We start from the raw sequence: 20,994 nt of genomic DNA, 5'->3' as shown, positions 1-20,994 counted from the left end.
GAAGATGGAGCGCTCCTTTTTTATTACCTAAGATCAGAGGTACATGAGGCATGCCATGGAAAAGATGACGAAACCGAGCCTTGACCCGGAGTGGAAGCGAAAGCTGACCCAGTGTATGAAGGAGATAGGGCTGCTTTCCGCTCCGCACCTGCAGGTTACCGTCAACATCGCGGACTACCGCGTTTGTGACGCGGTCAGAAATGAAAGAATGAAGTGACCCGGCCACGCAGGCCGGACCTACGAACAGCAAAAATCTAGCAGCGGTAAGTCTCATCCCTACGGGGCAAGTGAAACCCGCGTCATCAGCCGAAGCACCGGTTGTGGCGCGGGTTTTTTTTATGGTGCATGCAGGCCGGAATCCTTAGAGGCCGAACCAAAGTTGCGCGATTTCGTCGAGGGCCGAAGTGAGAATTCTTACACAGACAAAGCTGATGTTATCGGTGGTTGCTACCAGGACGGGCGCCGCTTCGTCCATTCTGCGCCTGGCCGCGACCGCCGCACTTTTACTCATGCTGCTTGGATGGGGAACTACAGCGCGGGCGGCCGGGATCTTCTGCTCCGAGTTCGGGGGGGTGGTCGACGGCTACAATCCGGCCACGTTCGCGGCGGTCAAATCGGCTTCCACCTTCGGCATCGACACGAACTGCACCATAAAGAACTTCCCCGACTCCGTCGGCGGGTTCCCGATCACCAACATAAACTTCAACTTCCCGCAGCAGCAGTCCTACTACATAGCGTTTCTGAACGTCTTTTACTACGGCAACATGTCGTGCAACGACCCGACGCAGTCCGACTTCTGGATCTACTGGGCTCCCGGCGGGTACAACAACATCAGCCCCGCCTGCCAGGCCTTCATGGTGCCGGTCGACGCGGTGAGCAAGAAAAACCCGCCGGCCCAGACCACCGCCGCCGTCGGCGTTCCCTTCACCTACACGATCAGCGTGCCGCTTCTGGGGAAACTCGATGCCGGCGGCACCTTCCAGTACCTGGCCAACAGCGACGACGCCACGGTAGCCAACGTCGTCATCCCGGACGACCTCACCGCCACGGGCGCCGCGATTAGCTACGTGACCAACGTCGCCTACCTGGTAAACCCTGCCACCGGCAGCAAAACGCCGCTGAACGGGGGGGCGCCGCTGGTCCTCGGTGCCAGCGCCGGTTGGCTCACCAGCCACCCCGGCATCCTCTCGGACGCTACCAAGCACTTGGTCTTCTCCTATGAATACAACCCGGACCTGGCCTCGCTCCCGGCGGGTAAAAATCTGGAGATCGAGGTCACCGTCGTCCTCGACAACAACCCGGCCGGCGCGAACCAGGCGGGGGCGCAGTTCTCCAACACCGCCAACATGTGGTTCAACAAGCCGATCAACTCGGTGAGCATGGTCGACCTCCAGGCCTGGCCCGGCACCACGCCGCCGATGACGGTGGTCGAACCGAACCTGACCCTCACCAAGACCGGCTCGGCCGCGACGGTGAACATGGATTCGCAGGTAAAGTACACGCTGAACGTCCAGAACACCGGGGGAAGCGACGCCTGGAACACCAGCATCACCGACCGCATCCCGGCCGGGATGAGCACCGTCTCCCCCGTGGGTACCCTTACCGCCCAGGTCTTCGCCTCCGACGGCGTCACTCCGGTCTCGGCGCCGCTGGTAAACGGCACCGACTTCACTGTCACCTGGAGCGGCGGCAGCGGCACGCCGGGGCTTCTCACCCTCACCCTGCTCGATGCCGCGAAGATCGCCCCCACTCAGCGCCTGATCGTCACCTACCTGGCCCAGGTCGACAGCACCGGCGTCGCCTCCGGCGCAACCCTCACCAACATCGCGGGCGCCACCAGGTGGTTCAGCGCAAAAAGCAGCTATGCCGGGCGCCGCGAATACGACAGGACCATCACCGACGGCACCCCCGGTACCCTCGACTTTCAGGACGCCTATACGGTGACCGCCGCGCTGGCCGGCTACTATTTCCAAAAGACCGTGCGCGACCTCACCACCGGCTACACTCCCGCCACCGCGGCCTTCCCCGGCGACCGGCTGCGCTACACCCTGCTCCTGCAGAACTTTACCTGGCCCCCCTTGAACGGCGTCACCGTCACCGATACCCTTCCGGCCGGGCTGCGCTCGATCTCCAACGTCACCGTCACACCGGCGGGGGGCTCGGTAAGCGTCACCCAGCCAAGCGGCGGAACCCCGGGCTCCATCACCATTTCCGGCCTCACCCTCCCCGGGGGCGCCGCTACCAACTCGCAGATCCAGATCGACTTCGACGCCACGCTCGACTCGACCCTGGTGAACGGCACGGTGGTCTCCAACCAGGCGAACGTCACGGGGGTGGACAGTACCACCACCCCGGCGACGGTCTGGTCCGGCCCGAGCGACGACCCCTACGTGAACGGCACCGCGCTGCTCGGCTCGGGAGGGGATCCCACGCGGGTCACCATCCAGGCCCCCGGAGCACTTGCCAAGGCAAACCCATCGCCGGCCACGGCGACCATCGGCCAGCAGTTCAGCTACCAGATCAAGGTCCCCGCCACCCCGGCCGACGTTCCCCTTTACGACGTGAGGATACTGGACAACCTGGGTCTCTCCGCCGCCGGCATGAGCTTTGTCAACGCGGAGGTCATCTCCGGCGGTAACTGGAACCTGACCAACACCGGCACGGCGACCAACGTCATCCTGCAGGACCTCGCCACCGGCATCGACATCCCGGCCGGGGGGCAGGCGGTGATCCAGGTGACGGCGGCCCTGCAGAATAACGGCGTCAACCGCAATGGCCTCGCCTTCAACAACACCGCTTCCTATACATTTAACAAGCTGAACGGCGACAGCCTGAGCCAGTCGGCCGGCGGCGCGGCGACCACGGCCAACATGACGGTGGTCGAACCGCACCTGACCGCGGCCAAGGCGGTAGGCTACGCTTCCCCCGCGGGAAAGGCCGCGTCCTCCGCGGCGGCGCCGGGCGATGTGCTGCGCTACACCATCACCGTTACCAACGACGGCGCCGCCCGGGCCTACGACGCCGATGTCATGGACTTCCTCCCCTCGAACGTCTCGCTGGTACCGGGCTCGGCCACGGCGCTGATCAACGGGGTGGCGGTCAGCGGCTTCATCACCACTCCCGCAGCGCTCGCTAACGGCGCCGTGGACTGGGGGAGCCAGAACGGCGACGCGAGCCTGGACATCCCGGCGGGCGGCACCCTGGTGCTGAGCTACCTGGTGACCGTGCTGGAAACCAGCGGCGCGCCCATCACCAACAACGTCTACGTGGACTGGACCTCGCTCTCCGGTTCGGTCACCGGCGAGCGCACCGGCGCCGGCTGCCCCAACGCCGTCGCGCCCAACAACTACTGCTCCGGCCCGGTCTCCGCCACCGTCTCATCGTTCGACCCGACCGCCCTGGCCAAGACCGTGGTCTCCGACTCCTGGAGCGCCGCTCCGGGAAGCGGCACCGACTCGACCCTGCGCGTGGGGGACACCGTGGTCTACAACTTAGCCCTCACCCTGCGGGAAGGGACCACGCAAAACGTGGTGCTCACCGACCAGCTGCCGGCGGGGCTCGCCTTCGACGGCATGGTGAGCATCGCCCCGGCCTCGGGGGGGGACTTCAGCTACACGGTCTCCTCCCAGCCCGCGCCCGGCGCCACCGGGACGCTCACCTGGAACCTGGGCAACGTGGCCAACGCCGCCGACAACAATGTCGGCAACAACACCCTGACCATCCAGTACCGCGCCCACGTGGTGAAGAACGCGCTGGCGCAGTCGCCGACGGCGCAGCAGCTCGTCAACAGCGCCACGCTCAACTACGCCATCAACGGCGTGGCGGCGACGCCCAAGAACTCCGGCGCGACCCTCAACGTCTGGCAGCCGCTTCTGAACGTGTCGAAAAGTGCCGCGACGGCAAGCGGCGGCACCGTGATCAGCGCCGGCGAGGCGATCACCTACACGGTCAAAATGGCCAACAGCGGCACCTCGCCCGCCTACAACCCGGTCCTTAGCGACACGCTGCCGGTAGGTCTGCGTCAGGGGGGCGTCACCACCACCGGCGTCACCTTAATCGACAGCAGCACCGGCGCGACCAGCGCGACCCTCCCCACGCTCGCGCCGACCTACAGCGCGGCCACCGGCGTCGCCGCCTGGAACTTCGACGTCGCCGGTTCCGCCGGTCTCTACGCCGTCGCGCCGGGCCAGACCCTGCAGGTGACCTACCAGGTGAAGGGGGACGCGGGGCTGGGGGCGGGGGTGACCCTGAACAACCAGGCGCAGGTGAGCGCCTACTACTCCTTCGACAGCCAGGACGTCCCGACGGCGAGCGTCCTTGCCAACCGGCAGCTCTACGGACCGACCACCGCGGCCACGGTGCAGCTCACCACCGCGGCGGCCACGGCGCTCTCGAAGCAGGCCCAGGTGACCACGGCCGCCATTGGCCGCCCCTTCAGCTACACCATCACCGTTCCCGCCGTGCCGCAGCCAACGGCCATGTACGACGTGCGCATCCTGGACGACCTCCGCTCTTCGCTCACCGGCGTGGACCTCCGCTTCCTCAGCGCCCAGCGGGTCTCCGGCCCGGCCTTCACGCCGGTCAACACAGGAGCCGCCACCAACCTGGTGATCCAGGACAGCGGCAGCGGCATCGACATCCCGCCCGGGCAGCAGGCCGTGGTGAACGTCACGGTGGTGCTCACCAACTCGGTTGCCAACACCCTGGGCAAGCAGTTCCAGAACACCGCGACCTACACATACAACGGGGTGAACAACACCCCCGCCACCCAGGCCAACGGTGCGCCGGGCGCCAGCGCCGCCATCACCATCGTCGGCCCCGCGCTGACCGTGCAGAAGAGCGGGCCGGCGACCATCAGCGCGCTCGCCCCGGGCGTCTTCACCCTGAACGTCCAGAATACCGGCGGCAGCACCGCGTGGCAGGCGGCCCTCACCGACATCCTCCCCAACGTGACCACCCCTGCGCCGGGAAGCATGTGCGGCTCCGCGCCCACCAACGTCACCGCGCGCATCTACCAGGCCGACGGGGTCACCGCCGTGTCGCCCAGCCTGGCGAATGGCACCGACTTCACCGTGAGCTTCGCGCCCGCCCCCGCCTGCACCATGACCGTCACCATGAAATCGGCAGCGGCCGCGATCGCCCCCGGCGAGCGCCTGCTGGTAAATTACAGTGCCTCGCTCGACCCCTACACGGCCGGTGGCATCACCCTCACCAACGTCGCGGGCGCCACCAGGTGGCTGAGCGCCGACCCGGCGGTCACCGCGGCGGCGGACATACAGACCACGACCGGCGCGCTCACCAACGGCACCCCCGGCGTGTTGGACATCCAGGACGCCTTCACCGTGACCACCCAGGCGCCGCTTCTGAGCTTCGCGAAGACCGTGCAAAACGTGACCACCGGGCAGTCCGGCGCCAACGCGAAGCCGGGCGACACCCTGAAGTACACCCTCACCATCCGCAACGTGGGCGCACTGGGTGCGGCGAACTTCACCCTGACCGATGAACTGGACAAGCTGAACGCGGTGGCCATGTTCGCGCCGGGGACCCTGAAGCTTCTGAGCGTGCCTGCGGGTGCGAACGCCGCCGCCACCTCGGCTAACGGCGGCACCAAGGGGACCGGCGTGGTAAGCATCGGCAACCTGAGCGTGGCGCCGCAGGGGCAGGCGGGCGACTCGCTGGTGGTCGAGTTCCAGGCAACGCTCGCGCAGGTGATCGACAGCGGCTCCCTGGTAGCCAACCAGGCGCGGATCGCCTCACCCCTGTTGCCGTCGCAGTTGAGCGACGATCCCTCTCTGCCGGGAACGGCCGATCCGACCCGGACCGTGATCGCGTCGGCCCCGAGGTTCCTGCTCCAGAAGACGGTGCGGGACGTCACCTCCGGGAGCGCCACGGTCACGGCGGGTGACACACTGCGCTACACCATCACCGTGAAAAACGACGGCACCGAGAACGCGACCGGTGTCACGCTGCGCGACCAGATCCCGGCCAACACCTCCTACGTCGCGAACAGCACCACCTTGAACGGCAAGCCGGTCGCGGACGCCGGTGCCGGCGTGAGCCCCCTGCAAGGCGGGATGCTGGTCAACTCCCCCGCGAACCCCGTGCCGGGCACCATGCCCGCCGCAGCCGGGACGGCCAGTAACGCGGCCACCATCACCTTCGAGGTCCGGATCAGCAAGAGCGTGGTGGCCGGAACGCTGATCTCGAACCAGGGGGTCCTGGCCGGAACGGGCGCCGCGAGCGGCCCCTTCCCCGAGGAGGCCTCCGACGACCCCGCGACCCCGGTGCCCAACGATCCCACCACGGTGGTGGTCGGGAACCTGCCGCTCGTCTACGCGCTGAAGACGGTCCAGCTTGCCGGCGACGCCAACGGCAACGGCCTGGTCGATCCGGGCGACGCGCTCCAGTACACCATCACCATGACCAACTCGGGAGCGACTCCGGCGACCGGCGTGCTGCTGACCGACGCCATCCCCGCCAACACGACCTACGTGGCGGAGAGTGTGCGGCTAAACGGCGCCGCCATCTCCGATCCGGGTCCCGGCGTCTGCCCCCTAACCAACGGCATCGGTGTCGTCTCCCAGGGAGTCAACCCGCCTGCGCCCCCCGCAAGTGCCGGGACCCTCGCGGCAGGCGGCACCGGTGTCGTAACCTTCCGTGTCCAGGTCAACCCGGGCGTCGCCTCGGGCACCGTGATCAGCAACCAGGGGAGCGTGGCAACGGCGCAACTGCCGCTTCTCGCCACCGACTCCGACGGCAACCCCACCAACGGCTACCAGCCGACGGTGATCGCGGTGGGTAACGCACAAAAGCTCACGGTGACCAAGTCCGCCGTGGTTCTTGGCGGGGGCGCCGCCGTTGCCGGAAGCGTCCTCGAATACACCGTGCGCGCCACCAACGTAGGCCAGGTGCCTGCCACGGGCGTGGTGCTGACCGACGACCTGACCCCGCTCCTGCCCCAGGGAAGCTACGTCGCCGGTTCAGCGGTGATGAACGGCTCCTCCAACGGGGTCAGTTTCGCGGCGCCGGTGATCAGCGCCAACTACGGCGCGAGCTACGGTGCCCTGGCGCCGGGGGCGTCCGTGGTGCTGCGCTTCGAGGTGAAACTGAACCCTACCGTAGCAAGCGGCAGCGTGGTCACCAACACCGCCCAGGCGAGCTGGGACACCCCCACCCAGGTCGCCAGCGCCGGGACCTCGGTCACCGTGGGCGGCATGCCCGGCAGCGCGAGCCTCGCCGGCTCGGTCTGGCAGGACGCGAACCACGACAACGCGCTGGATAGCGGCGAGATCGCCTCCGCCGGCTGGGCCGTGGAGCTGTACCAGGACGGCCGCGTGGTGGGGACGGTGAACAGCGCCGCCGACGGTTCCTATCGCTTCAGCGGGGTGACCCCCAACGCCGGGACCCCGATCAAGTACGAACTCCGCTTCCGCGCGCCGGGCGCCGGCGCTACCACGGCCCTCCTTGGCTGGTGCAGCTCCTCCTTCAGCAACGGCATGCAGCGCATCTCCGATATCGTGGCCGGCGGAGGTTCTCTGCTGCAGGACCTGAACCTGCCGCTCACCCCTAACGGCGTGGTCTACAACTCCATCGTCCGCACCCCGGTGCCGGGCGCCACGCTGGCCATGGTCCAGGCGGGGAGCAGGACGCCCGTTTCCGGCAGCTGCTTCAACGATCCGGTCCAGCAGGGGCAGGTGACCACCGCCAGCGGCCTCTATAAATTCGATCTCAACTTCAGCGATCCTTCCTGCCCCTCCGGCGGGGAGTACCTGATCCAGGTGACGCCCCCCTCCTCCGGGTACATGGCGGGCGTCTCCAAGCTGGTCCCCCCCATGTCCAGCGACAGCACCGCCTCCTTCGCAGTCCCGTCCTGCCCGGGAAGCGCCGCGGACGCGGTGCCGGCGACGGCCGGCTACTGCGAGGCGCAGGCCTCCGACCTGGCGCCGGGCGCCTCGGTGGTCCCCGGCGCCGCCACCGCCTACTACCTGCGGCTCACCCTGGACAACCTCCAGCCGGGCTACAGCCAGATCTACAACAACCACATCGCCGTCGACCCGACCCTCAACACGGCGATCGCCATCAGCAAGACCGCCGCGCTCACCAACGTGTCGCGCGGCGCGCTGGTCCCCTACACCATCACCCTCAACAACACCCTGGGGGTGACGCTCAGGAACCTGAGCGTGGTGGACACCTTCCCCCCGGGCTTCAAATACGTGGCCGGGTCGGCGCGCCTGGACGGCCAGAAGGTCGAGCCGGTGCAGAACCGACGCCAGATGACCTGGAGCGTCGCGCAGCTCACCAGCAGCACCAGCCACAGCATCACCTTCCTGATGATCGTAAGCTCCGGCGTCTCCGAGGGTGAATACGTGAACCGCGCCCAGGTGCTGGACAACATCACCGACAGCGTCGCCTCCGGTGTCGCCTCCGCGACCGTCCGCGTCATCCCCGATGCGGATCTCGACTGCACCGACGTGATCGGCAAGGTCTTCGACGACGCCAACGCGAACGGCTACCCCGACCAGGGAGAAAAGGGACTCGCCGGCGTGCGCGCCGTCACCGCCCGGGGGCTCGTCGCCACCACCGACGAGTTCGGCCGCTTCCACATCACCTGCGCGGTGGTCCCGGACGAGGACCGCGGCAGCAACTTCATACTCAAGCTCGACGAGCGCACCCTCCCCACCGGCTACCGCGTCACCAGCGAAAACCCGCAGGTGGAGCGGGCCACGCGGGGCAAGATGCTGCGCTTCAACTTCGGCGCGGCGATCCACCACGTGGTCTCCCTGGATGTCGCCGACGGCGCCTTCGAGCCCAAGGGGACCAAGCTGCGCAGGCAGTGGCAGCCGAGGGTCGACCTCCTTTTGAAGGAGCTCCGCAAGGCGCCGGCGGTGCTGCGGCTCTCCTACCTCGCCGAGGTGGAGAGCAAGGGATTGGTGGAAGAGCGTCTCAAGGCGCTCAAGAAGGAGATCTCCGGCACGTGGGGGGACGGCTACCCCCTAACTGTCGAGACCGAGATCTTCTGGCGCCGGGGCGCGCCGCCGTGAGGCCGCAGACGTAGGAGCGTGGGCTCCTCCCCCCGGAGGGGGGACGAAAGCGCAGAGACCTGTACAGCTAAAGATTGGTGACCTGCATTGAAATTGGGACAGCAAGAGAACCTAACCTGTTTGGGTAGATGGATGGGACCAATGGTGAAAAGTATCGCCCTTACATTGATGATCCTGGCCTCCGTGGCCGGAGCCGAGACCGCCGCTCGCGCGGAGGGCACACCCGCACCGGCCGCCCAGGCTGCGAGCGCACCGGCGACCGCCTCCCCGAAAGTCCGGGAGGCAGCCGGTCGCGGTGAGACGACGGAAGGGCACCTCCCGAAGGATGCCGCCTACACCCCGTGGCTCCTCGACCCGTCCGTCTTCGCGCAGGACCAGGGGGACCGCACCGAGAAGCGCCAGGTCGCCGAGAAGGACGTGAAGACGGTCAAGCTGGCCGACCTGGTCCCCCCGATCCGCTTTCGCACCGGCGAGGCGGAGATCACCCGGGAGTACCTGGAACTTCTGCGCGGCGTGCTGGAGAAGATGCGTGGGCGCAACAACGTCCGCCTCCATTTCGTGGGGCACGCCGACACGCAAAGGCTGAGCGGACCGCTGCAGGCGAAATTCGGCGACAACACCGGCCTGTCCCGCGAGCGCGCCGGCACCACGGCCGAATACTGCCAGCGTGCCTTAGGCCTTCCGCCCGAGGCGATCTCCTATGAGGGGATGGGGGACGCCAAACCGGTCGCCTCCAACGTCACCGAGGAGGGGAGGGCACTGAACCGCCGGGTGGAGGTCGAGGTCTGGTACGACGAGATCGGCGAGAAGATGGTGGAGAAGGAAGTGATCGTCCCGGCGCAGGTGAAGCGGGTCAAGGTCTGCCGCACCGAGACGGTCTGCAAGATGCGTTACAAGGAAGGGCTCGCCCACCGGGTCCGGGTCAAGAACCTGGCCCCCCCCCTGCAGTACGACGCGGCCCTGGTGACCGTGCCGGAGGAGTTCCCGCGGCAGATCCGGCAGGCGCTGAACAACTTGGCCGGCAAGCAGAACATCTCGGTCAAATTCATCGCCTACAGCGACACCACCCCACTGGAGGCGCGCGACGAGCGAATCTACGGCGACCAATTGGGGCTCTCCAAGGCCGTCGCCCGGCGCGTGGCCCTCGCCGTCCAGGACGCCGTCAAGGGCTCCGCCGTCTCCTTCGAGAGCGAGGGGAAGGGCGCCACGCAGCCGGTGGCCACCAACGACACGCCCCAGGGAAGGGCGCTGAACCGGCGCGTCGCGGTCGAGTTCTGGCACGACGACGCCATGCAGGAACTCCCCGACGAGCCGCAGCTTTGCCCGGAGGACGCCGGCGCCGAGACCGTCACCAGGGTCTACGATCCCCCCTCCGGCCCGATCCCCCCGATCCTGTTCCAGGATGGTAACCCCGTCTTCCCCGAGGGATACACCGAGCGGCTGGGACAGCTCATGAACGAGATCAAGGACCGGAGCAACGTACGTCTGCGCTTTACCGGCTACATCAACAACGAGCGGCTGGACCGGCGCACCGCCGCCGTCTACGGCGACGACATCGGCTGGGCCACGGCTCGCGCCCGCCGCAGCATGACCGCCGCGAGCGAGAGGATGGGCCTTGCCGTGAAGCAGGCGGAGTTCGAGGGGCGCGGCTACGTGCAGTCTGCGGACGTGGTCAGCACCGGCTTCACCGGCACGGGAGAGTCGCGCGTCGAGGTGCAGGTCGTCTATGACGAGCAGATCCCCATCAACGACTACGAGGGGGTGGACATCCTGCGCATGACCCGCGAGGTGAACACGGCCGATCCCCTGGCGCTGAACCTTTTGCGCATCTCCGTGGACGGAAAGCCGGTCGACGACCTGAACAAGAGCATCCCCGACCTGCAGCGCTGCACCGACGTGGCGCTGGAGCGCGCCAGGATCGAGTTCAAGTACGACAACCTGAGGAGCGAGCCCCGGCTGAATGTGACCGCTTGGCCGCGCAGTATCCGCTACCAGGACCTCCCCGGGACGGAGTTCGCGGAGAACCTGGTCCGCTTCCGCCTTTACGCCAACTACCACAGCTTCATCAAACGCGCCGAGGTGAGGATCTTCGAGGAGGCCCGTTCGGTGCGCGATCTCCCGCTGGCGGTGGTCCCCGTCGACGGCGAGGGGATGGCGCAGTGGAGCGCGCAGTTCGACAACCCGGTCACCCCGGCCCGCGAGCTCAAGTACCTGGTGCGCGTCTACGACGCCCAGGGGAACTTCGACGAGACCGTGCCCCAGCCGCTTTGGGTGGTCGAAGAGCTCGATGCCGGCGCCGCCAAGTCCGACCCGGAAAGGGAGCTCTTGGCCGGCTACGGCGGCAGCCGCATCGCGCGGAGGAACATCCCGGTGGCTGGCGGTACCGTCCAGGCCTACGGCAGCTCCATCCCCCCCGAACACCGGGTCTGGCTGGCCGGATACCCGGGACCGGTGGATGCCAAGGGGCGCTTCGTCGTCGAGGAGATCCTTCCCAAGGGGATGCACACGGTCGAGGTGGCGGTGCTGGACAAGTCCGGCAACGGCGAGCTCTTCCTGCGCGACCTCTCCATGACCAAAAACGACTGGTTCACCGTGGGGATCGCCGACCTGACCCTTTCGGCCGACAAGACCACCGGCCCGGCCCAGCTCCTCGCCCCGGACAAGCCGCAGTACAGCCACGACTTCAACGCCGAGGGGCGCCTCGCCTTCTACACCAGGGGGGAATTCGGCGACGGCTGGGGGCTCACCGCCAGCGCCGACACGCGGGAAGGTCCCCTGGACGAGATCTTCAGCAACTTCCTGGACAAGTCGCCCGAGTCGCTTTTCAGGCGCATCGACCAGGACTACCACTTCCCGACCTACGGCGACGACAGCACGGTCCTCGAGGACGCACCGACCAGCGGGAAGTTCTACGCCAAGCTGAAGAAGGATCAGAACTACGGCCTGTGGGGAAATTTCAGGATCGGTTACACCGACAACGACCTGGCCCACGTGGACCGCGGGCTCTACGGTGCGAACCTCCACTACCAGATCCCCGGCGTCACCAGCTTCGGCGAAAAGCGCTTCATGGTGGACGGCTTCGCCGCCGAGCCCGGCACGGTGGCGGGGCGCGACGAGTTTCGCGGCACCGGCGGTTCGCTCTACTACCTGCGCCGCCAGGACATCCTGCAGGGGTCCGAGCGGGTGCGTATCGAGGTAAGGGACAAGGACTCCGGAATCGTCATGGCGGTAAAGGATCTGACCCCGGTGCAGGACTACGATGTCGACTACCTGCAGGGGCGCCTGGTCCTGACCCACCCCCTGGAGTCGACGGCGGCGGACAACCTCCTGGTGCACAGCGACACCATGGGCGGCAACCCGGTCTACCTGGTGGCCCGCTACGAGTACACCCCGGGCGTTGCGGAGCTGGACACCATGACCATCGGCGGCCGGGTCCACTACTGGTTCGGCGATCACGTGAAGTTAGGCCTCACCGGCACCAGCGGCAAGAACGGGGATATCGACGAAAGCCTCGCCGGCGCGGACCTCACCCTGCGCAAGTCCGCCGCCACCTGGCTCAAGCTGGAGACCGGCCGCAGCAAGGGGGCGGGGCTCTTCACCTCCACCTCGCTCGATGGCGGCTTCAACTATGGCACCGTGCAGGTCCCGGTAGAGGTCGCGACGGCGGCCAGCGCCTACCGGGTCGATGCGAGCCTCGGGTTGCAGGATTTCAACAAGGATTGGCGGGGGCGCGTGACCCTGTACAGCCAGCTTTTGGAGGCAGGGTACTCGGCGCCGGGCCAGGTCGCGGAAAAGGAGACCACCCAAGTCGGCGGCACGGCCGAGGTCCCGGTCAACGAGCGTCTGAAGGTGAACTTGAAGGCGGACCAGCGCAGCGTGGACCAGGGGCTTCAGACGACGACGGCCGAGGTGAATGCCAACTACCAGGTGGACGAGCACTGGAGCGCCGGTGTGGGTGCGCGCCTGGACAGCCGCAAGGATAAATCCGCCGTGGTCCCCCTGACCCAAGAGACCGGGGACCGCACCGACCTGGTGGGGAAGGTCGGCTACGACTCCAAGGCGCGCTGGAGCGGCTACCTCTTCGGTCAGCAGTCGATCCTGACCACGGGCAATCGCGAGGACAACGGCCGGGGCGGCGTGGGGGGCGCCTACCGCTTCACCGACCGCTTCAAGGTGAACGGCGAACTCTCCGGGGGGGACCAGGGTGTCGCGGGACGCTTCGGCAGCGAGTACCTCTACAGCGACCGCACCACGCTCTATCTGAACTACGCCCTGGAGAACGAGCGCTCGGACAACGGCGTGCAGGCGAGAAAAGGGGCGGTGACCTCGGGCTTTCGCACCCGCTATTCGGACAGCGCCAGCGTCTACGGCGAGGAACGCTACACCCACGGCGACGTCCCCAGCGGCCTGCTCCATTCCTACGGCGTCGATCTCGCCCCTACCGACCGCCTCAACTTCGGGGTCAAGGGGGAGTTTGGCACCCTGCAGGACAACCTGACCGGCGCGGAGCTGAAGAGGACGGCGCTGGGGGTGAGCGCGGGGTACGGGTTCGCGAAGGTGAAGCTTTCGAGCGTGGTGGAATACCGGGTGGACGATGCCGAGCAGTCCGACCTGAGCCGGGTGAAGCGGACCACCTGGCTCTTCAAGAACAGCCTGAAGTACCAGGTGACGCCGGACTGGCGGCTGATCGGCAAGTTCAACTATTCCCAGAGCACCAGCTCGGCGGGTGATTTCTACGACGGCAGCTACACCGAGGCCGTGGTCGGCTACGCCTACCGCCCCGTCGCCAACGACCGCCTGAACGCCCTGGTTAAGTACACCTACTTCTACAACCTGCCGGCGGCGGGGCAGGTGAACGGCACCAGCACGAGCGCGGGTGTCATGCAGCGCAGCCACATCGCGTCCGTCGACGCCATGTACGACCTGACGCCGCGCTGGACCATCGGAGGGAAGTACGCCTACCGGCTCGGCCAGGTCAGCATGGACCGGGTCAACCCGGAGTACTTCGACAGCAGCGCCCACCTCTTCGTGGCGCGGGTCGACTGGCACTTCCTGCACAAGTGGGACGCGCTCGCCGAAGGGCGCCTGCTCGACTTGCCGGACGCGCAGGACCGGCGCAGCGGGGTGCTTCTGGGGATCTACCGTCACCTGGGCAACAACTTCAAGGTCGGCGCCGGCTACAACTTCAGCGACTTCTCCGACGACCTGACCGACTACAGTTACCGGCACCAGGGTGTCTTCGTGAACGTGGTGGGGATGATCTAGCAATTGATGCACACAACTAACCATAGGTGGCACATATGAACAAAGTTCTGAAGGTAATCGTCCTCGTGATCTCCATGCTGTTGTCGACTTTACCGGTCCACGCGCAGGAAGCCGCCGCGCTACAGGGGCAGGAGAGTGTGCAGGAGCAGGTAGCACCGGAGGGTGTGGAAGACTCGGTTGCACCGGATGGTGTGGAGGACTCGGTCGCCCCGGAGGGCGCGGAGGACTCCGGCACGCAGCAGGCTCTCGAGAGCCCCGCCGGAGGGGAGCCCGCCAAGGGCCAGGTGGAACGGGAGGCGGTAAAGGAGCAGGTCAAGCAGAAAGCCGCCAAGGAGCAGACCAAGGGGCTGGACGAGCAGGTGCAGGAGATCAAGGCCGACGTCCTCTCCATCGCCACGCAGCTGAACCGGCTCGAAGAGAAGCTCCTCTACCCCTCCGACACCCAGGTCGCCATCTTCGTCTCCCTGGAAGGAAGCGAGAAGTTCCGTCTCGACGCCGTGGCCATCGAGCTGGACGGCAAGAAGGTGGCCCATCACCTCTACACCTTCAGCGAGATCGAGGCACTGAAGAAGGGGGGCGTGCAGCGCATCCACGTCGGTAACGTCATGACCGGCGAGCACCCCCTGCGCGTGACGGTGCTGGGCAAGACCGAGAGCGGCGCGGATTTCCAACGGGAAGAGAACTTCAAGGTCGCCAAGGGGATCGGCCCGAAACTGGTCGGGGTGGTCCTGGCCGGCAGCAAAACCGTCACCGTGAAGGATTGGTAAGCCATGTCCAGGTTGATTCTCATACTGGTTTGTCTGATGTGCGCGAGCGTCGCCCTGGCAGCCGGCACTCCCGGGGAAAAGGGCGCGGACTCCCGTCCCGCAGGCGGCCTCAAGGACGTCTACTTCGGGGAGGCGCTCTACCACGCCTATCAGGGGGAGTGGTTCGAAGCGGTGGCCCGGCTGGACACTGAACTCGGGCAGCACCGCCGGGTCGACGAGCCCGCGCTCGACGCGCTCTACCCCCACCTGAACCAGGCTGAGTTCGACGTAGGCGATTTCGAGCTCGGCTACCGGATGCACCTGCGTGCCGGCCGCGCCATCCGCGCCGTCATCGAGGGGAAGGTGGACGAGCCACAGCGCAACGCGGCCAGCTACCGGCTGGCCCGGCTCTACTTCCAGAAGGATCAACCGCGGGAGGCCCTGCAGGCCGTGGAGCGCATCCATGGCAAGGTGCCGGAGCGGATCCGCGACGACGTCGAATTCCTGCGGGCGCAGGTCCTCATGGCCAACGGCCGCTTCGAGGACGCCTCGCGCGTCCTGAAGGACCTGCAGGGGGCGAAGAGCCTGGAAGGGTTCGCCGGCTACAACCTGGGGATAGCACTGATGCAGCAGGGAAAGGAGCAGGACGGGCGGCAGTACCTCGACCGCGCCGGGCAGCTCGCGAGCGCCGCCCCCTCCAGCCAGGCGATCAGGGACAAGTCCAACCTGGTGCTCGGATACAAGCTCCTGGACGAAAACAACGGCACGGGCGCCAAGCTGGTCCTGGACCGGGTGCGCCTGACCGGGCCCTTCTCGAACCGGGCGCTTCTGGGTTCCGGGTGGGCGGACGCCAACCAGGGACAGTTTGAAAGGGCGCTGGTCCCCTGGAGCATCCTGGCACAGCGCGAGGTGACCGATCCCGCGGTGCAGGAGGCCCTCCTGGCCATGCCCTTTGCCTACGGGAAGCTGAAGGTCTACGGGAAGGCGGCCCTTCTGTACGGGCAGGCGCTGGAATCCTTCGGAAAAGAGATCGACAAGCTGGGCGCCTCCATCACCTCGGTGCAGGACGGGAAGTTCCTGAAGGCCTTGGCGCGGGAAGAGCTGAAGCAGGACTCGGACTGGGTGGTGAAGCTGCGCAGCCTGCCCGATGCACCGGAGACCTATTACCTGCTCGACTTGATGGCTTCGCATGATTTCCAGGAGTCTCTCAAAAACTACCTGGACCTGAACGAGTTAAGCGCCAAGCTCGTCGCCTGGGAGGGTGACCTGAACGCCTTCGAGGAGATGATCAAACAGCGCCGGAACTACTACCAGCCGCTTCTTCCCGAAATCGATGAGGCCTTCAAGCAGCTCGACTCCCAGATACGTCTGCGCCAGGAGCAGTGCGACCGCATCGAGAAGCGGCTGCACGCCATGCTGACCGCGCCGCGCCCGGACCACCTGGCCACCGCGCAGGAGAGGATCGCCCTGGAGGAGATCTCGCGGCTGGAGCATGCCGCCGGCGGTGCGCTCCCCGACGATGTGAAGGAGCGCCTGGCCCGGCTGCGCGGGGCGATCTCCTGGAACATCGCCACCCAGTACCACCAGCGCCTCACCGACACCTACGAGGACCTGGACCACCTGAACCGGGAGACCGACCGGCTCAAGCGTCAGTACGACTCCTTCATGCGCACCCGCCAGGCGGCGACGCAAAGCTACGAGGGGTATGACGAGGCCATCGCCAGCGAGCGCACACGGATCGCGTCGGCCCGGGAGAAGGTGACCGCCCTTTTGCCGCGCCAGGGGAAAATATTGGAAGCCATGGCCGTGGACGAAATGACCAAGCGCCGGGCACGGCTGGAGCAGTTCCAGGTCACCGCGCGCTTTGCCATCGCGGACAGCTACGACCGCGCCAACAAGGCGCAGGCTCAAAAGAGGGTGGGCGAATGAGGCGGATCGGATTCCTACTCCTGGCAGTCCCGGCGCTTCTTGCCGCGTGCCAATCGGGCGGCGGCAGGGAGACCATCGCGCAGCTGCGCAACGTGCAGCTCGAAATCAAGGAAGAGCCCATCGAAGGGGGGCTGGACAAGGCCATGGCGGGCTACCAGCGCTTCCTGGAGCAAACGCCGGAATCGGCGCTTACCCCGGCTGCGATCCGTCGCCTGGCCGACCTGAAGGTCGAGAAGGAATACGGCTATCTCTCCGGCCCGGCGTCGGCCGGCCAGGTGCTGGCCGCGGGCCTCTCCGCGCCTGAGCGCGCTGACCAACCGGCGGCCGCGCTCTCCCCGTCCCATGCCCCGCAGGCGAAGCAAGGGGAGTCCGATGCAGATTTCGAGAAGAGGGCGCTGCAGGGGGCGCAGACGAAGGGTGCTCGCGAGGCGGAAAGCGAAGGGCTGGAGCGGGCGGGGGCTCGGGAGGCGATCGCGCTCTACCAGCAACTCCTGGACAAGTACCCGCGCTACGAGGGGAACGACCAGGTCCTGTACCAGATGTCCCGCGCCCACGAGGAGCTGGGGCAGACCGAGGAGGCCATGGCGGTCATGCAGCGCATGGTCCGTGATTTCCCGCAGTCCCGCTACATAAACGAGGTGCAGTTCCGGCGCGCCGAGTACTTCTTCACCCACAGACAGTATTTGGAGGCGGAAGCGGTCTACAAGGGGCTGGTGGATGTCGGTCCCGGCACCTCGTATTACGAGCTGGCCCTGTACAAGCTGGGGTGGACCTTCTACAAGCAGGAGCTCTACGAGGAGGCTCTGCAGCGCTTCATAGCCCTTTTGGACCACAAGGTCGCCACCGGCTACGACTTCGCCCAGACCACCGACGACCTGGAGCGCAAGCGGGTGGACGACACCTTCCGGGTGGTCAGTCAGAGCTTCTCCTACCTGCATGGCGCCGCTTCCGCCGTCGAGTACTTCGACAAGAACGGCAAGCGCGCCTACGAGGATCGCGTCTACAGCAACCTGGGCGAATTCTACTACGAGAAGCGCCGCTACAGCGACGCCGCGGCGGCCTACAACGCCTTCGTTTCGCGCAACCCCTTCCACCGCGTCTCGCCGCAGTTCCACATGCGCGTGATCGAGATCCACATCGCCGGCGGCTTCCCGACCCTGGTGATCGAGGCGAAGAAGGAGTTCGCCAAGAATTACGGGCTGAAGGCGGAGTACTGGAAGCATTTCCAGCCAGCCGAGCGCCCCGAGGTGCTGGGATTTTTGAAGACCAACTTCACCGACCTGGCCCATCACTACCACGCGCTGTACCAGGACCCCGGGCACGTCAAAGAGAAGGAGGAGAGCTTCCAGGAGGCCCTGCACTGGTACGAGGAGTTCCTGGTCTCCTTCCCCAAAGAGACCGAGTCGCCGTCGGTCAACTACCAGATGGCCGACCTGCTCATGGAGAACCGCTCCTTCGCCCGGGCGGCGCAGGAATACGAGAAGACAGCCTACGACTACCCGCGCTACGAGAAGTCATCCGCCGCGGGCTACGCGGCCGTCTTCGCCTACCGCGAACAGCTGAAGGGCGCCCAGGCGGAGGAGAAGGACAAGGTCAAGCGCGAATCGGTGCGCAGTTCGCTCAAGTTCGCCGACACCTTCCCGGCACACGAGAAGGCGGCGATCGTGCTTGGTGCGGCCGCGGACGACCTCTACGAGCTCAAGGACTACGAGCAGGCGCTCACGGTCGGGCGCAAGCTGATCGCGACCTTCCCGGCCGCCGACAAGGAGGTGCTCAAGTCGGCTTGGGTGGTGGCGGGCCACTCCTGCTACGAACTCAAGAAATACCCGGAGGCCGAGGCCGCCTACGTCCAGGTGCTCGCCCTGGTTCCGGCCGACGACAAGAGCCGGGAAGGCTTCAACGACAACCTGGCCGCCTCGATCTACAAGCAAGGGGAGCAAGCCAACGTCGCCAAGGACTACCGGGGCGCAGCGGACCACTTCCTGCGCGTCGGCCGCATCGCCGCCGGCTCGAAGATCCGGGTGAACGCCGAGTACGACGCCTCGGTCGCCCTGATCCAGCTCAAGGAGTGGAAAGCGGCCACCGCGGTCCTCGCCGGGTTCAGGGAACTCTTCCCCGGGCATGAGCTGCAGCCGGAGGTCACCAGGAAGCTCGCCCACGTCTACAAGGAAGACGGGCAGCTGGCACAGGCCGCCGGCGAGTACGAGCGCTTGGAGACGGAGTTCAAGGACGAGGAGGTCAGAAGGGAATCCCTGATGCTGGCGGCGGAGCTGCACCAGCAGACCGGGAACAAGAAGCAGGCCCTCACCGTGTACCGCCGCTACGTCGGCTACTTCCCCGAGCCGGTCGAGGTCAACCTGGAGCTGCGCAACAAGGTCTGCGAGATCCTGAAGGAGGACGACCGCAAGGGGTACCTCGACGAACTGACGGAGATGGTCGCCATCGACGCCGCGGCCGGCCCGGCGCGCACCCCGCGTACCAGGTACCTGGCAGGCAAGGGCGCCCTGGTGCTTGCCGAGCAGACTTACGAGCGCTTCACCGAGGTCAGCCTGGTGCAGCCGTTCGAGACCAACCTGCGCAAGAAGAAGGAACTGATGAAGGCGACCACCCAGGCCTTCAACAAGCTGCCGCAGTACGAGGTGGGCGAGGTGACGGCGGCGGCGACCTTCTACCTCGCGGAGATCTACGCGCACTTCAGCAAGGCGCTCACGGCTTCCGAGCGGCCGGGCGACTTGAACCCCCAGGAGCTGCAGGAATACGAAATGGCCCTGGAGGAACAGGCCTATCCCTTCGAGGAGAAGGCGATCACGGTCCACGAGAAGAACATGGAGCTCATCACCGTCGGCGTCTACAACGGCTGGATCGACAAGAGCCTGGGCAAACTGGCCAAGCTCTTGCCGGTGCGCTACGACAAGCCGGAGGTCCCCAGCGGCATCATGGCCTCCCTGGAGAGCTACAGCTACGAGATCGAAAAACCGGTAGTTCCACCGGCACCGGCACAGGCGGGGATGAACCCGGTCTTGAGCGACGCCGCGGCGCCGGCCGAGCCTGTCCCCACTGCCAACCCCGCTGCGGGCGCGGCGGCGGAGCCGGCCCAAGGAGAGCAAGGGAAGACGGCAGGCAACGGTGTCGCGGAGGGCGTCGCGGAGGGGGCAGCCGCTACCGGCGCAGCGCCGGCGGAAAAGAAAGATGTTACGCCGAAGGCGGCAACGGCCAAGGCGAAAAAATCGAAGAAGGCCGCGGCGAAGCGGCGCGCAAAGGGAGGTAACAAATGAAGCGAATGACGAACAGCCGTCCCGGTTTCCTGATCCTGGCCCTTTTGCTCCTGGTCCTCACCGGGTGCGCGACCGGCGGCCAGACGAAGAAAGAGGCCGTACCGGCCCCGGTGGCCGAGAAACCCGCGCCGCAGCCATCCGGCCCCTCGGTGAAGCGTCCGGGCGACGGCAAGGAAGGCTTCGTCATCAGCGAACCCTCCCACCTGAACGGCCAGGCGCGCGCCGACTTCGAAAAGGCCAACGAGCTTCTGAAAGCGGGCGAGTACCAAAAGAGCGCTGAGCTCATGGAGAAGGTGATCGCGCAGGCGCCCACCCTCACCGCGCCCCGCATCAACGCCGCCAGCGCTTACAGCCAAATGAGCAAACCCGAGCAGGCCGAGCAGCACCTGAAGGCCGCGCTGGAAGCGATCCCCGGGCACCCCGTGGCGGGCAACGAGTACGGCCTGCTGCTGCGCAAGGCTGGGCGCTTCGCCGAGGCTCGCGCCGCCTACGAGAAAAGCCTGGCGGCATTCCCCGAATACCGCCCACTGGAGAAGAACCTCGCCATCCTCTGCGATCTCTATTTAAAGGACCTCTCCTGCGCCCAGGCTCACTACGAGGCCTACAGCAAGGCGGCCCCCGAGGACAAGCAGGTGAAGCTGTGGATCGCCGACCTGCAGACCCGCACCGGCCACGTCGCCCTCAACAGCGGGGCGGCGCGGTAGGGTATGGAGTTAAACGAGCATGAGAAGTCGTCGG

Annotated in this window: 7 protein-coding genes; all 7 read left to right on the top strand. The window is 66.6% G+C overall.

What is annotated here, in order from left to right; all coding sequences use genetic code 11:
• Nucleotides 1-55 precede the first annotated feature (55 nt).
• The 7 genes from JFN90_RS15780 to JFN90_RS15750 all read left to right on the top strand — a co-directional run bounded on the left by JFN90_RS15780 (nt 56) and on the right by JFN90_RS15750 (nt 20,960).
• Nucleotides 56-217, top strand: coding sequence for a hypothetical protein (locus JFN90_RS15780; RefSeq protein ID WP_199396086.1), 162 nt, complete (start codon nt 56-58; stop codon nt 215-217).
• A 187-nt stretch (nt 218-404) separates the two neighbouring features.
• Nucleotides 405-9,041: an isopeptide-forming domain-containing fimbrial protein gene (locus JFN90_RS15775; protein ID WP_199396085.1), complete on the top strand. Its 8,637-nt coding sequence runs from the start codon at nt 405-407 to the stop codon at nt 9,039-9,041.
• A 141-nt stretch (nt 9,042-9,182) separates the two neighbouring features.
• A complete protein-coding gene (locus tag JFN90_RS15770) occupies nt 9,183-14,306 on the top strand; it encodes an OmpA family protein (protein WP_199396084.1) in 5,124 nt (1,707 codons plus the stop codon).
• A 35-nt stretch (nt 14,307-14,341) separates the two neighbouring features.
• Nucleotides 14,342-15,073, top strand: a complete 732-nt coding sequence (locus JFN90_RS15765) for a hypothetical protein (RefSeq protein ID WP_199396083.1) — start codon at nt 14,342-14,344, stop codon at nt 15,071-15,073.
• A 3-nt stretch (nt 15,074-15,076) separates the two neighbouring features.
• The gene (locus JFN90_RS15760; RefSeq protein ID WP_199396082.1) at nt 15,077-16,981 is read left to right on the top strand and encodes a tetratricopeptide repeat protein; all 1,905 of its coding nucleotides are present in this window, start codon (nt 15,077-15,079) and stop codon (nt 16,979-16,981) included.
• Nucleotides 16,978-20,256: a tetratricopeptide repeat protein gene (locus JFN90_RS15755; protein ID WP_199396081.1), complete on the top strand. Its 3,279-nt coding sequence runs from the start codon at nt 16,978-16,980 to the stop codon at nt 20,254-20,256. Before JFN90_RS15760 ends, JFN90_RS15755 begins: the two co-directional genes overlap by 4 nt.
• Nucleotides 20,253-20,960, top strand: a complete 708-nt coding sequence (locus tag JFN90_RS15750; protein WP_199396080.1) for a tetratricopeptide repeat protein — start codon at nt 20,253-20,255, stop codon at nt 20,958-20,960. Before JFN90_RS15755 ends, JFN90_RS15750 begins: the two co-directional genes overlap by 4 nt.
• Nucleotides 20,961-20,994 lie beyond the last annotated feature (34 nt).

The organism is Geomonas propionica, assembly GCF_016458235.1.
In the GTDB taxonomy this organism is placed as follows: domain Bacteria; phylum Desulfobacterota; class Desulfuromonadia; order Geobacterales; family Geobacteraceae; genus Geomonas; species Geomonas propionica.
The sequence above is the reverse complement of the archived record's forward strand: the minus strand, read 5'-3'. Positions and strand labels throughout refer to the sequence as shown.

Coding starts and splice junctions, on each gene's coding strand:
- JFN90_RS15750 (WP_199396080.1), top strand. CDS start 20,253: ATGAAGCGAATGACGAACAGCCGTCCCGGTTTCCTGATCCTGGCCCTT.
- JFN90_RS15770 (WP_199396084.1), top strand. CDS start 9,183: ATGGTGAAAAGTATCGCCCTTACATTGATGATCCTGGCCTCCGTGGCC.
- JFN90_RS15755 (WP_199396081.1), top strand. CDS start 16,978: ATGAGGCGGATCGGATTCCTACTCCTGGCAGTCCCGGCGCTTCTTGCC.
- JFN90_RS15765 (WP_199396083.1), top strand. CDS start 14,342: ATGAACAAAGTTCTGAAGGTAATCGTCCTCGTGATCTCCATGCTGTTG.
- JFN90_RS15760 (WP_199396082.1), top strand. CDS start 15,077: ATGTCCAGGTTGATTCTCATACTGGTTTGTCTGATGTGCGCGAGCGTC.
- JFN90_RS15780 (WP_199396086.1), top strand. CDS start 56: ATGGAAAAGATGACGAAACCGAGCCTTGACCCGGAGTGGAAGCGAAAG.